Below are 14,172 nucleotides of genomic sequence, written 5' to 3' on the forward strand. Positions count from 1 at the left end.
CAAAACAGCGTACTAAATTTAAAATTTTATATAAAAGAGACCGTGTACCGATGAGAAAATACCTTATAATTTTATTCTTTTGTTTAACCAGCACAGCGTTTGCACAGGATAAGTACTGGCAACAACACGTACGTTATAATATTGATGTTGCACTTAACGATAAAGAGAAATCGTTAAAGGGTTTTGAAACGATAGTTTACAAAAACAATTCGCCGTCAGAACTTAACTTTATTTGGTTTCACTTATGGCCAAACGCTTATAAGCAGGAATCGACCGCATTGTTCCAGCAAATAAAAAGTGATACATCCCGGGTGAAAAAATTAGAGAATTATACTTACGGAAGTATAGAGGGGCTGAATTTTAAGGTAAACGGCAAAACAGCAGAAACTGAAGCTCATCCTAATCCTCAATATATTGACATCTTAAAAGTAAAGTTAAAATCACCTTTAAAACCAGGTGACTCGGTTACTATAACTACTGATTTTAAAGTAAAATTACCTTCCTATTTTTCGAGATCTGGCTTTGCTGATGGAGAATTTATGGTTTGTCAATGGTACCCTAAGCCTGCTGTCTTTGATAAAAATGGATGGCATGAATTTCCTTATCTTGATATGGGGGAGTTTTATAGTGACTACGCTTCGTTTAATGTAAATATAACAGTTCCTGCTGATTATGTTGTTGGGGCAACCGGAGTAATGCAAAATGCTGATGAGCTTGCTTTATATAAAAGTATCGGAGCAAAAAATGTAGCCAATAGGACAGGTGAAGCTGCAGTTTACAAGCCTATAAGTAAAAATGCCACCAAGAAATTAAACTATAGAATTGACAGCGTTCCAGACTTTGCATGGTTTGCGGATAAGAATTTTGTGATTCAGTACGATACTGTACAGCTGGCATCAGGTAAAGTAATAGATGCTTTTAATTATTATCACAATAAAAAAGAAACACTTTGGACTAATGGTATCGACTACACAAAAGATGCCGTTAAAAAGTACAGCAACTGGATTGGTGAATATGAATATCCTGTTGTACAGGTGGTCGAAGGCCCGGCAAACAATGCAAGCGGCGGTATGGAATATCCAACCATCACGTTAATAACCAGCCCCGATGCTAAAAAGGAGTCCCTAGATGGTGTTATTGCGCATGAGATCGGCCACAACTGGTTTATGAGCATGCTTGGAAGTAATGAAAGGCAACATACCTGGTTGGACGAAGGTTTAAACACTTATTTCCAGTTCAGATATGAAGCGGAAAAATACCGGTCAAATTCAATTTTTGGGGATGCAATTCCCGCCGAGGTGAAGGCATTACCTGAAAAGGAATTTTTAGCGCGTACTTATAGCGCAATGGCCAGTATTCCGATGAAGTCGGCTATTGAAACCCCTTCTGACAAATTCACTTCTTCTGATGATTACAGTATGACTTCCTATGTAAAAACAGCACTATGGCTTTATATTCTTGAATCTTCAGTAGGTAAGGATAAAATAGATGCTGCGTTCAAGCATTACTTTGATAAATGGAAAAATAAACATCCACAGCCGGAAGATTTAAAAGCTTCGTTTGAAGAATCTTTAGGAACAAACCTGGATAAGTATTTTGAGTTGCTAAATAAACAAGGTTCCTTTATGGAGCAGTAGGAAGATTGTTTTACCGAATATTAAAGGGTATTTACCGACAGTTTCCTGTAATACAGCTTTTAAACATTGATGAGCGTTGTTTTACGGAGTAGTTTTGAAGAAAAAAAAGCTATGGAAACTCTAAATAACAACAACAGAACAAATCGCCATTTTGGAATGGGTATCTTTCTACTTGTAATTGGCGCTATCTTTTTATTAAGAAACGTGGGCCTCGATATTCCTTTCTGGGTTTTAAGCTGGCATACATTTTTTCTGGCTTTTGGATTATTAATTGGATACAGGAAAAACTTTAAAGCAGGTGGCTGGGTGTTTTTTGTAATAGTTGGAGGTGTATTTACATTAAAGGATCTTATATTTTTTGATATCTCTCAATATACCACTGCATTGGTTTTAATAGGAGTGGGGCTTTATATGATATTTAGACCTAAAAGAGACGTACAGTTCTGCGATTTTGGACACAAAAAAGACAACATCAATTTCGAGAATACTTTTGAGAGTAAAAAATAAGTAAATCTAACCTATAGCAAAAGCGGATGTATCATGTCTCATGAGCCTCCGCTTTTTTAATGACTCAGTTAATATACTTTTAAAACAAATTGTTAGGTGTATGTCACCATTTTAGTTAATAAGATAGATTATCTTTAAGGATAAGAGGCATATCATTATATTGAGCAAATTTTTAACACCTACAAATGATCACAAGAAAGCTTTTAAGCAGACTATTAATTTTATCGCTTGTTTTATTTAACATTGGCTGTGATCAGGTCACTAAAAGTATTGTAAGAGAAAATGTAGACTATAACGAGAACATAAAAATTATTAGCGATCATTTTACAATAACAAAAGTTGAGAATTCTGGTGCTTTTTTGAGTTCTGGCGACTGGTTACCTGCGCCGGTTAAGTTTCTGTTACTTTCTTTATTACCACTGCTTGTGCTAGGTTATGGTATCTATTTCGTTATGACTAAAACTGAAATGAGCAAGTTATTTCTTACAGGAATTTGTTTCGTAATCGGAGGGGGGATAGGTAACTTATATGATAGAATGTTATATGGATCTGTTACAGACTTTTTACATATCGACTTTGTAATTTTTCAAACAGGGATATTCAATATAGCAGATGTATCCATCATGATAGGTATGGTTATGATACTGACACATTTGTATTTTAAAAGATCTGAACCTGAGCTAGCTTAAGTACTATTTAACTGGTGGCGAGATTCTTTTTGCCCGATCCAAAAAACTTTGTTCTTCCAGTTTCTGTTCAACTTCAGCAATAGCTTTCATGATGTTGTTTGTGGTATTGGTCACCTCTGTTAAAGCCAAAACCATTATGTCCCATACTGGCTGCATCTGTTCTAACAACTTTTTGCCCTTTTCTGTTAGTAAAATAAGTCTTTTTCGTTCATCTTGCTTGTCCTTTTTAGATCGTATGATCTTTTGTTTTTCTAGTTCCTTTAATAAACTAATAGTAGATGGATGTGTATAGCCAATTTCTGCAGCAAGCTCCACAACACTTAAAACGGGTTTAAAATGTAAGGTGTAAATTACAGGAAACCATTTGGGTTCAAAATCTATCTGATGTGCTTTGTAAAGTAAAAAACCATCTTTACGAAGCTGCTCACTTAAGCGTTGGAGCCTGGTTGATATGGCCAGAATTCCTGATTCATTAATTACATTCATGCGTTGATGTTTAAATGGCTTTTTGCTTTAGATCTAAATGATAAAAAGTATTGTCTGCTTTCATTCTTGGGAAATAGGACGGAAGATCCTCCATGTCGATTTTTAGGAAACCATTTCTTTCATAAAATCTGCAGGCAGCTTTAAGTATATCTACCGTTCCAAGGTATATGTCAGTAATGCCATTTTGTTTACAATAATCAATTAACGATTCCAGTAAATTTTGGGCAATATTCAGTTCTTTACCTCTAAAAGCTTTTTTAACAAACATCTTTCTGATAACACCGGCATGGTGTCCAACGTTAATCAATGCGATCGTACCTACTAATTCTTCGTTGCTTAAAGCACCCCAGAAACCACCACCATCTTTATGGTAATTTGTTTCTATATCTAAAAGATCCGGTTGACCTTCCAGTGTGATTGGTACCCCAAATTCGATTTGTTGAATTGGAAGAATAATGTCTATAATTCGCGCACAGTAGTTGTTGTAAATTGGTTCTATTGATATTGAAGCACTCATATATTTAAATTTATGTTCTAAAGTACGTAGTTAACTACATATATTTATTTGCAAATTTGTAATGTGAGATTTCAATGATAATACAGGATTCTGGTGTTGGCAGATAAACGAGACCAGATGACCTTAACTATTGAGCATTGGCTTAAAATCGGGATCTTTGCCTCTAAGATCGAGACCGCCTTCATAAATAGATTTTAAATTAATCAGATAAAATGACCATCCATTATGACATCCTAAGCGAATATGTTGTTTGCTATTGTCATCCGTAGGGATATTTTTCTGTGTAAGTTCAACCAGAACGTAGTTCTTTTGAACAGATAGCTTTACATCAACAAGACATTCGCCTTCAAAGGTAAACTGGATAAAATCTAAGCCATTGGCCTCAGTGATCCTGCCCGTTACTATATCATCATATAAGTGCCAGATCCACTTATAACGATAACCCTTCTTAACTTGCCCATCCTTACTTATCTTATTTCCTTCGGTATCGGTAAATGTTGCGTCTTTTAAAAACCATCTTTCTATTTCAGTGCTCTTTGTCCAGGAGTTATAGATATCACTTAAACTTGCTTTTACTAAAATTTTTAATGTAAATGAGGTCCAATCAAAGTTTTTCATTGTAGTTGTTTTTTAGGTTACTCAAAGTTAAGTCTTGGCGCATTAACTCTAGTATGCAATAAAAGCCAAAATAGGGTGGTATTTAAGCCAAAGCACTTTCAGTCCCCTTAAGTCCTATTTAATGTAAACGGTTTTAATGTTAACGAATTCTCTAATTCCAAACACTCCCAATTCACGACCATACCCGGATTGGTTGATGCCGCCAAAGGGCAATCTCGGATCAGACTTAACAAAAGAATTCACGAAGCAAGAGCCTGCATTTAGTTTCGTTTTTGCTATCTGTTCTCCTAAAGATCCATCTTTAGTAAATACGGCAGCACCAAGACCAAATGGAGTATCATTAGCTATTCTTATGGCATCATCAGTATTCATTGCTGATATAACCAAAGCTACTGGTCCGAATATTTCCTCCTGATAAGCGGGCATACCTTTTTTGATACCTGTTAAAATGGTCGGTGTATAAAAAGCATGTCGTCCCTTAAAATTAGGAATTTGTCCACCAAGGATACATTTGGCACCAGCTTTAATGTTCTCCTGTACTTGCAAATGCAACTCATCCCGAAGGTCTAATCTCGACATAGGACCTAGATTAGTACGTTCATCAAAAGGATCACCTGTTTTACGGGCTTCCATTTTTGCTTTAAATAACCTTACAAACTCTTTCTCTACTCCCTTTACGACAATGAATCTTTTGGCAGCAATGCAGCTTTGGCCATTGTTTATGAGCCGGCTTTGAGCACAGATATCTGCTGCTTGCTCTAAATCTGCGTCTTCCAAAACAATGTAAGGATCACTCCCGCCAAGCTCCAGTACGCTTTTCTTTAAGAGCTGTGCGGCTTGCTGTGCGACTTGAATACCTGCTTCTGTACTTCCAGTTAAAGTAACTGCCTTTATAAAGGGATGAGCAATTACTTCCTTAACAACTTTGCTGTTGATTAAAAGAACTTGAAAAATATTTTCCGGGAAACCTGCATCTCTGATGATCTGTTCAATGCTTAACGCGCAACCACTCACATTGGAAGCGTGTTTTAGCAAACCGCAATTACCGGCCATAAGGGCAGGAGCGAGGAACCTGAACAGTTGCCAATAAGGAAAATTCCAGGGCATTACCGCAAGAACGGGCCCTAGTGGTCTAAAACTCACGTAACTTTTTGACGCTTCAGTTTTAATCAGTTCGTCTTTTAAAAATTCTTCACCATTGTCCGCGTAATAATCACATACCGATGCACACTTTTCAATTTCGGCAATGCCATCTTTAATTGGTTTCCCCATTTCGATGGCCATTAAAGCTGCAAGTTTTTCCTTACGTTTTATAAGTAATACTGATGCGCTCTTTAACAAAGAAGCTCTTTCAGAAAAACTCGTAGTCTGCCATTGTAACCAGGCATCGTGTGTTGCTCCAATCTTTTTATTAATCTGTTTTAAGGTATGCTCCTTATAGTTTTTAATGATTTTTCCGTTAACCGGATTAATTGATTGAATACTCATAATAACGAATTTAAATATCTCGATTACGCTTAAGCGCCATAATATATCCAAGATGCATCCCCTCGTGAAATGGTAAAAAGTTAAGGGCATCTTCAATATTGTTCATTTGTACGTCGTACCTGGTTGTCCAGCCTTGGTAATTAACAAATTTATCTTGGTTTAAGTCGTTCTCTAACTGATCAACAGATGTAAGCAAAAGTTGTTTTACCTCTTCAATTTCCTTCTCAGTCAAATTCCTTTCCGGTTTACTACCGGGCTTATAAGCGTTAAAAAATTCAGTAGAAATGTTTGTTGATTGTCCGCTTCTCTTATAACAAACGCCTTCCTGAGCAGCAACAAGATGTGCAATATTCCAGATTATATTGTTGCTGTATCCATTGGGAATTCTATTTAGCTCCGCTACGGTTAAATCTTTGATGGTATTTAAAACAAATAATCTAATTTTTTTTAATGTTTCTAACTGGGGATATCGTGATTCTGACATAATTCAGGTTGTTTTTAAAGAAAAATCAATGGGTAATGTAAATTAAACGCAATATAATTAAAAACAGCTTTAGAGTTTAGGTGGATAATTTGATTAGGAATCGTAATTTTGCAAAAAATTTCAAAAAATGACTGGTAAAAGCAAATCAGATGGTACTGTAGATGTTGTATTAATTGGCGCTGGTATTATGAGCGCAACTTTGGGTGTATTACTTAAAGAATTGCAGCCAGATCTGAGTATTGAAATTTTTGAGCGCTTGGATGTTGCAGCTGCTGAAAGTTCTGACGCATGGAATAATGCAGGAACCGGGCACTCAGCCTTTTGCGAATTAAACTACACTCCGCAACTTGCCGATGGCTCAGTAGACACCAAAAAAGCGGTTTCAATAGCTGAGTCTTTTGAAGTATCTAAACAGTTTTGGTCTTTTTTAGTAAGAAATAAAATTGTTGAATCTCCGGAGACGTTTATCAAAAGCATACCACACATAAGTTTTGTATGGGGTAAAGACAACGTCGAATTTTTACGTGAAAGATATAATAACCTTCAAAAGAGCGACCTTTTCAAAGGAATGACCTTTTCTGAGGATCCAAAAGAGCTTGCCGAATGGATGCCTTTAGTGATGAACGACAGAAATCCGGAAGAGGAAGTTGCAGGAACGAAAATGGAACTTGGTACCGATGTAAACTTTGGTGCTTTAACCAGGATGATGTTTAACTACCTTCAGAAGGAAGAAAAAGTAAGCATGCATTTTGACCATGAAGTTCGTAAGCTGAAACAAAAAGACGGTTTATGGGAAGTAAAGGTTAAAAATGAAACCACAGGTAAGAAAAGAGTAGTAAAAGCTAAATTTGTATTTATTGGTGCTGGCGGTGGTTCCTTACCACTTCTTGAAAAGGCGGGTATTCCTGAAGGTAATGGATTTGGCGGTTTTCCGGTAAGCGGACAATGGCTTAAATGTGTTAATCCTGACGTTATTGAGCGCCATAATGCAAAAGTATACGGAAAGGCATCTGTTGGAGCACCTCCAATGTCAGTTCCTCACTTGGATACAAGAATGATTGATGGTAAAAAGGCACTGTTGTTTGGACCTTACGCTGGTTTTTCTACCCGTTTCCTAAAACATGGCTCTTTACTTGATTTACCTCTTTCTATAAAAATCAACAATATCAGACCTATGATATCTGCAGGTCTAGATAACCTACAGTTGACTAAATACCTTATTGACCAGGTGCGTCAGTCTCCTGAGGACCGTATGGCTGCGCTTAGAGAATATCTGCCCGCTGCTAAAATTGAAGATTGGGAACTTGAAACAGCAGGTCAACGCGTTCAGGTAATTAAGAAACATGAAAAACATGGTGGTGTACTTGAGTTCGGTACTGAGGTAGTTACTGCCGCTGATGGATCAATTGCAGCGCTACTTGGCGCATCACCTGGTGCTTCAACAGCGGTTTCTATTATGATTACCTTAATGGAACGTTGTTTTGGAGATCAGTTAAAAACTGAAGAATGGCAGAAAAAGCTTAAGAGCATGATTCCATCTTATGGCCAGCCATTAAACGGAAATGCCCAGCTAACGGATGAAATCAGGATTCAAACCACACATGCACTTAGCTTGAAAACTGCATAGTCAACACCTCTGATTTTAATTAATTTCTGATTCATAGAATTACTAATAGTTGTGAAAACTTTTAGTTAATTTTATGTTAGAAATTTATTGGACTGGTTATGATGACTACGGTAGAACAATCTCCGGCTTTGCCGCTATCTGACTACATAAGGTGTTACAGCTTAAGAGATATAGATACCGAAGGGGAAGAGCTACCAAGACACATTCACGCCATAGATCAAATGTTTATGACTTTTTGGCTGAGCAATACGCCCCTGGTAAGTCACACGCCATCATTGTTTAGCACAATCAATGCTGTACAGCAAGTTAATTTAAGAGAGCGTCCTTTGCTAGGATTGCAAACCAGTTTCAAAGGTCATTTAGCATTTAATGGGAAATATAGGTTCTTTAGTGTTGAATTTATAGCCAATGGGTTCTTCCGTATTTTTAACATCCCAGTGTATCACTTGAGTGATCGGTTATTACATAGTGATGATGTGATTGGTCACAATGTTCAATTTCTTCAAGAACAGCTGGAAGAAGCAATTGACATGCAAGAAATGGTTAAGGTGGCAAATCAGTTTTTCCTAAAAGCACTATTAAAGAATCAAGTCAAAAGCAATACTGACAGCATTACGGCAGCATCCAACGCAATTCAAAAATGTCATAACCCGCTAAATATTAAAGCGCTTGCTAATCAAGTTAACATGAGTTTAAGGGGGTTAGAACGTCATTTCACTGAACAGATTGGTATACCTCCTAAACTACTGATCAGAATAGTAAGGTTTAATAAAGTGCTTCAATCAAAAATGATACATCCAGATAGAAGCTGGACAAATATTGCAAACAGTTATGATTATTTTGATCAGATGCACCTGATTAAAGAATTTAAACTATTTACCGGTCATTCTCCCAATTCATTTCTCAGACAACTTCCCATTCCAATGCGGGAGCGTTTTGGCAAGGAAATCAATTAATTTGGCAGTTTTCAATATTTCTACATTTTTCTCAGTAGCTGACTTAGTACGATGCCTGGCGAGTATCTGCGAACAATTCCACTGAAGGTAAGGCAAATAATTGCAGGGTAGAGTCTATGAAATTATAATAAGTATAGATAAGTTCTATCAGTTAGTATAGTAAGATTAAGCTGTTTTTTTGTATTTTAGAGTACCGCAAACCACTTTAGAATGAAGAAAAACTCCCAAGTTCTCAGATGGAAATTAATATTTCCATTATTACTGCTATTTAACACAGCCTTCTCCCAAGATGTCTACAAATTTACTGAAGGGCTATTATTGAAAAATGTCCACAAGTATGGAAGAGAAGCGCTTTACACTGATCTGTTAGCCTATCAACTTTTCACTAATACACTTAAGCCGCCTACTGCAGATGCTGTATTTGGCACTAATAGCAGCGGGGAAGAAATGAAATGGCTTAAGGTCTCAGTCGATACGGCAGGGAGATTTAGAACTAGGTCTTTTAACGGAGGCTATATATACCTGACTTATAATTCAGATCAGGAGAAAACGACTTTGTTAAACATCAAAGGGAACAGTGCTGTATTTGTGAATGGTGTACTTCATGCAGGAGACCCATACTCTTCTGGCTGGATGTATGTTCCGGTAAACTTAAAGAAGGGATTGAATGAATTTTATGTGCGCGGACAGAACTTAACAGCAAGCCTAATTTTTAGTAATAAACCAATTCTTTTAAACACAGAAGACGCGACACTTCCAAGCATCGTCAATGGAGACAATAATAACGGATTGAAAGGAGCAGTTGTGGTGATCAATTCTACCCAAAAGGAACTGACAAACTATAGTTTAAAAAGCAATCTGGAAGGAAAAGAAATGATTTCCGTGTTAGCTCCAATTCCAGCAATGTCTACCAGAAAAGTAATCTTTCAGTTTAATGGCGAAGCAGTGTCCGGTAAGAGCAAAGTAGATTGTAAACTTTATTTAATAAATGGAAATAAAACAATTGATGAGAATAAGGTAATTGTAGAGATAGCAGACCCATCTTCAGAAAAATACATGAATACCTTTGTAAGTAGTATAGATGGTAGTCTTCAATATTATGCTGTTGCACCTAAAACGGAAGCAAACCAGCCTGGTTCGGCATTGTTCTTTTCAGTTCATGGGGCAGGAGTAGAAGCAATTGGACAGGCCAGAGCATATCAATCTAAAGATTGGGGTAACCTTGTAGCGCCAACAAATCGCAGACCTAGAGGTTTTAACTGGGAAGATTGGGGTCGACTTGATGCACTGGAAGTTCTACAACTGGCAAAGGATAAATTTAAACCAAATCCTCAGCGCATTTACCTAACCGGTCACTCTATGGGTGGGCATGGCACTTGGTTTCTGGGTGCAACTTATCCAGATAATTGGGCCGGTATTGCACCATGTGCGGGTTACCCAACACTGAAAGGTTACGGCTCTGCCGATGGGTTAATTCCTGATAGCAGTTCATCAGCCATCGGCAACATCCTACTTAGTGCAAGTAATCAAAGTGATGTATTCAAGCTTAAAAACAATTACAAATCCTTTGGTGTGTACATTCTTCATGGAGATGCTGATCGCACGGTATCGGTTAACTATGCCCGTTCAATGAAAAAGACATTAGCAGAGTTCCATCAGGATTTCAGTTATTACGAATATCCGAATGGGTCACACTGGTATGGAAATGAAAGCGTGGATTGGAATCCTCTTTTTGAATATTTTAAATGGCACAATAAGCCTGTAGATACCGCAGTGAATACATTAGATTTCACAACAGCTAGTCCGGGTATTTCAGCTTCTTACTATTGGGCTACGATTCATCAGCAAACAATTCCACTTCAATATAGTAGGATTCAATTTAAAAGAGATAAAAATGCAGGCAGGATTACGGGAAGTACCCAGAATGTAAGACTCTTGAAAATAAGTTTAAAAGATTTTAGTGCAGGGAAGAGCATTGCAATTACTCTTGATAGCTTGAATGAGGTTAATTATATAACCAAAACTGCAACAGATGAAATCTATTTACAGAAAGAAAGCAACAGCTGGCAAATCGCTACTGCAGTAAATTTGTCAGAGAAAGGGCCCCATAGGTATGGCACTTTTAAAGATGGCTTTAATAAAAAGATGGTTTTTGTATACAGCACAGTCGGAACTAAAGAAGAAAATGACTGGAGTGTAAATAAGGCTCGGTTTGATGCAGAAACCTGGTATTACAGGGGCAATGGGGCAGTTGACATCATTGCAGATAAGGTGTATTCCTTACCTACTTACAAAGATAGAAATGTAGTTATCTACGGCAACGAGAATACCAACTCGGCGTGGAAACTCTTATTAAAAGATTGTCCTGTTCAGGTGAGCAGAAATACCGTAAAGGTTGGCGGAAACACCCTAACCGGAGATGATCTGGCGGCATATTTTGTATGGCCAATAAAGAATACCGAATCAAATACAGTATCTGTGATCGCCGGAAGTGGATTAAAGGGAATGAATGCTGCTTTAGCGAATCAGTATTTTGCAGGAGGAAGTGGATTCCCGGATTATATGGTGTATCGTTTAGCTATGCTTAAATCAGGTATAGATGAAGTTAAGGTAGCTGGATATTTCGATTATAACTGGAAAATAAAATAAGGCCAGGCCTAATACACTACCTTAAAAACAATTTTTATAATTTATACGTTTGACTATAAACAGAAAAATGCCGCGCTGGTCTAAAATAACACTCAAAGTATTAGGAGTCCTTATAGGGCTGGTTCTCCTTATTTTCTCTGCACTTGCTTTATATGTCAATTCAAATAAAAAGAGTCTGCTCCAAACCATTACTCAGAAGCTCAATAAAAACCTCAGTGGTACACTTACAATTGAAAGCATGGATCCCACCTTTTTACGTGGGTTTCCGGGAGTATCCATTAGCCTGAAAAACGTAGTAATGAAAGATAGCCTATGGAAAAACCATCAGCATACGCTTTTGAGAGCTAAAGAGCTTGAGGTGGCCGTAAACACTTTATCGCTGCTTAAAGGCACCATAGAAATCAAAAAAATTGGCATTAATGATGCCGAGATATACCTTTTTACGGATAGCAACGGGTATAGCAACACCTCGATCTTTAGAAAGAAAGACAAAACTAAAAAGCCAAAAGATGATAGCCAATCATCTACAGAAATAAGAAAGTTCACTTTACACAACGTCAGTTTTGTAGTAGATAATAAAAAAGGACATAAGCTATTCCAGTTTGATATTTATGATTTAAAAGGCAATATGGATTACCCGTTATTGGGCGGTTGGGACGCAGAGCTTAAACTGAAAACACTAGCCAGAAGTCTGGCCTTTAACACCAGAAGAGGAAGTTTTATTAAAGATAAACTTTTAGAAGGGCCATTTAAAGTTAGCTATAATGACGATTCGGGTATTGTATTGGTAGCACCAAATACTTTAAATATTGGTAATGATCCATTTATAATAGGAGCTAAGTTTGATACTGCTAAGGAAAACACAGATTTCACCATCAATATTGAAACTAAGAACATCTTGTGGCGTGATGCCTCGGCTCTTTTAGCCCCTAATATTACCGCCAAGCTTAACATGTTTGACCTTAAGCAACCCATTCATGTTTACTGTACATTGGCTGGAAACATGGGGCCTGGTGGGGACCCGTCCATAAATGTAAAAGCCTTGGTGAAAGATAACATATTGACAACTCCCGGCGGCGTTGTTGATGACTGTAATTTTATAGGGGTATTTACCAATAGCTATATTACAGGTAAGGGCATCAGTGATGAAAACTCGGCAATTAAGCTATTTAGTTTTAAAGGTAGTTATGCGCAAATACCATTCTCCATTGATACAGCGTTCATCAACAATCTAGACAAACCAATTGCGACAGGGATATTTAAATCACAATTTGAAATAGCCAAACTCAATAATATTATAGGAGAGGAGATGCTTAAATTTGGTAAAGGCACTGCCAATGTAAAGCTTGCTTATCGCGCAGACATTGTAGACTTCAAACTCACAAAACCCTTCGTTAAAGGCTTGGTAGATATTCAAAATGCAGATGTTAGTTATGTTCCCCGTAGGGTAAATTTTAAGAATACGGCCATTTCGCTCACTTTTACCGACCATGATCTTTATATCAAAAACATTCGCTTACAAAGCGGTAAGAGTGTGGTGTTCATGGAAGGATCGGTAAGCAATTTCTTAAACCTATATTATACAGACCCCGAAAAAATATTGTTAAACTGGAAAATAAGAAGCCCTCAGATCCATTTAGCTGAGTTCATCGGCTTTCTTGGCACTAGAAAGCCAAAAGCAAAAAAGAGAAGTAAACAGTCTAATTTCTCTGAGAACCTCAACGAACTCTTTGAAAAGAGCCAGGTAAACATGAGTCTTAAAGTCGACAAGATTTATTACAATAAGTTTTTAGCCACGAACGCAAATGCCGATTTATTACTTTCGGAAAATGGTATAGCCATTAAAAATGTGAGCGTCAAACATGCGGGAGGATCAGTTTCATTAAATGGTACTATAGCTCAAAAGGGCAGCACCAATAACTTTAAACTGAACACCGTGATCAATAATGTCGATATTAAACACTTTTTTTATTCCTTTGATAACTTTGGCATGAAAACCCTTACCTCTAAGAACCTAAGGGGATTTCTATCATCTAAAACAAATATCTCCGGTGTTATTAGTGATAAGGGGAACTTACTGCCTAATTCATTATATGGGAGTATAGTTTTTGATTTACAAAAGGGCGCATTACTAAGCTTTGAGCCAGTAAAAAGTGTAGGTAAGTTTGCCTTTCCTTTTAGAGATCTCGACAATATTACTTTTACCAACCTGAATGGAAAGTTTGATGTACGCGGACAAAAGATTACCATCAACCCAATGCAAATTAATTCAAGCTTGTTAAATATGGATATTGCGGGGGTATATTCCATGTCGACAGGAACCAATATTACGTTAGATATCCCTTTAAGAAATCCTAAAAAAGATGCAGACATTACAAATAAAAAGGAAAAAAGAGAACGAAGGATGAAAGGAATTGTGCTACATTTACTAGCAACCGATGGCGAGGATGGAAAGATTAAGATTAAATTGAATAGAAACCGCGATAAAACAAAATAAACCTTTTAATAATCACC

Annotated in this window: 12 protein-coding genes; 7 read left to right on the forward strand and 5 right to left on the reverse strand. The window is 37.1% G+C overall.

What is annotated here, in order from left to right; translation table 11 throughout:
* Positions 1–50 precede the first annotated feature (50 nt).
* From HQN83_RS01410 to lspA, 3 genes are all read left to right on the forward strand, one after another.
* Positions 51–1,637 carry a M1 family metallopeptidase gene (locus HQN83_RS01410; protein ID WP_173087862.1) on the forward strand — a complete coding sequence of 529 codons (1,587 nt, stop codon included), beginning with the start codon at positions 51–53 and terminating at the stop codon, positions 1,635–1,637.
* Between the two features lie 111 nt (positions 1,638–1,748).
* Positions 1,749–2,144, forward strand: a complete 396-nt coding sequence (locus HQN83_RS01415) for a LiaF transmembrane domain-containing protein (RefSeq protein ID WP_173087864.1) — start codon at positions 1,749–1,751, stop codon at positions 2,142–2,144.
* A 185-nt stretch (positions 2,145–2,329) separates the two neighbouring features.
* On the forward strand, positions 2,330–2,833 hold the full coding sequence (gene lspA / locus HQN83_RS01420; RefSeq protein WP_173087866.1) for a signal peptidase II: 504 nt from the start codon (positions 2,330–2,332) through the stop codon (positions 2,831–2,833).
* A 3-nt stretch (positions 2,834–2,836) separates the two neighbouring features.
* Here lspA and HQN83_RS01425 read toward each other — a convergent pair whose 3' ends face one another.
* The 5 genes from HQN83_RS01425 to HQN83_RS01445 all read right to left on the reverse strand — a co-directional run bounded on the left by HQN83_RS01425 (position 2,837) and on the right by HQN83_RS01445 (position 6,426).
* Positions 2,837–3,319, reverse strand: coding sequence for a MarR family winged helix-turn-helix transcriptional regulator (locus tag HQN83_RS01425; protein ID WP_173087868.1), 483 nt, complete (start codon positions 3,317–3,319; stop codon positions 2,837–2,839).
* 10 nt (positions 3,320–3,329) lie between these two features.
* Positions 3,330–3,836, reverse strand: a complete 507-nt coding sequence (locus tag HQN83_RS01430; protein WP_173087870.1) for a GNAT family N-acetyltransferase — start codon at positions 3,834–3,836, stop codon at positions 3,330–3,332.
* Positions 3,837–3,959: 123 nt separating this feature from the next.
* Positions 3,960–4,454 carry an SRPBCC family protein gene (locus HQN83_RS01435; RefSeq protein ID WP_173087872.1) on the reverse strand — a complete coding sequence of 165 codons (495 nt, stop codon included), beginning with the start codon at positions 4,452–4,454 and terminating at the stop codon, positions 3,960–3,962.
* Between the two features lie 114 nt (positions 4,455–4,568).
* Positions 4,569–5,942 carry an NAD-dependent succinate-semialdehyde dehydrogenase gene (locus HQN83_RS01440; protein ID WP_173087874.1) on the reverse strand — a complete coding sequence of 458 codons (1,374 nt, stop codon included), beginning with the start codon at positions 5,940–5,942 and terminating at the stop codon, positions 4,569–4,571.
* Between the two features lie 10 nt (positions 5,943–5,952).
* The gene (locus HQN83_RS01445; protein ID WP_173087876.1) at positions 5,953–6,426 is read right to left on the reverse strand and encodes a DinB family protein; all 474 of its coding nucleotides are present in this window, start codon (positions 6,424–6,426) and stop codon (positions 5,953–5,955) included.
* A gap of 127 nt (positions 6,427–6,553) precedes the next feature.
* Between HQN83_RS01445 and HQN83_RS01450 the strand changes: the two genes are divergently transcribed.
* The 4 genes from HQN83_RS01450 (at position 6,554) to HQN83_RS01465 (ending at position 14,155) form a co-directional block, all read left to right on the forward strand.
* Complete coding sequence (locus tag HQN83_RS01450) at positions 6,554–8,053, forward strand: malate:quinone oxidoreductase (RefSeq protein WP_173087878.1); 1,500 nt, start codon at positions 6,554–6,556, stop codon at positions 8,051–8,053.
* A 98-nt stretch (positions 8,054–8,151) separates the two neighbouring features.
* The gene (locus HQN83_RS01455) at positions 8,152–9,009 is read left to right on the forward strand and encodes a helix-turn-helix domain-containing protein (RefSeq protein ID WP_173087880.1); all 858 of its coding nucleotides are present in this window, start codon (positions 8,152–8,154) and stop codon (positions 9,007–9,009) included.
* A 210-nt stretch (positions 9,010–9,219) separates the two neighbouring features.
* Positions 9,220–11,658, forward strand: coding sequence for a prolyl oligopeptidase family serine peptidase (locus HQN83_RS01460; RefSeq protein WP_173087882.1), 2,439 nt, complete (start codon positions 9,220–9,222; stop codon positions 11,656–11,658).
* Positions 11,659–11,707: 49 nt separating this feature from the next.
* A complete protein-coding gene (locus tag HQN83_RS01465; protein WP_246254161.1) occupies positions 11,708–14,155 on the forward strand; it encodes an AsmA family protein in 2,448 nt (815 codons plus the stop codon).
* The last annotated feature ends 17 nt before the right edge of the window (positions 14,156–14,172 follow it).

It is taken from the genome of Pedobacter foliorum (assembly GCF_013266735.1).
In the GTDB taxonomy this organism is placed as follows: domain Bacteria; phylum Bacteroidota; class Bacteroidia; order Sphingobacteriales; family Sphingobacteriaceae; genus Pedobacter; species Pedobacter foliorum.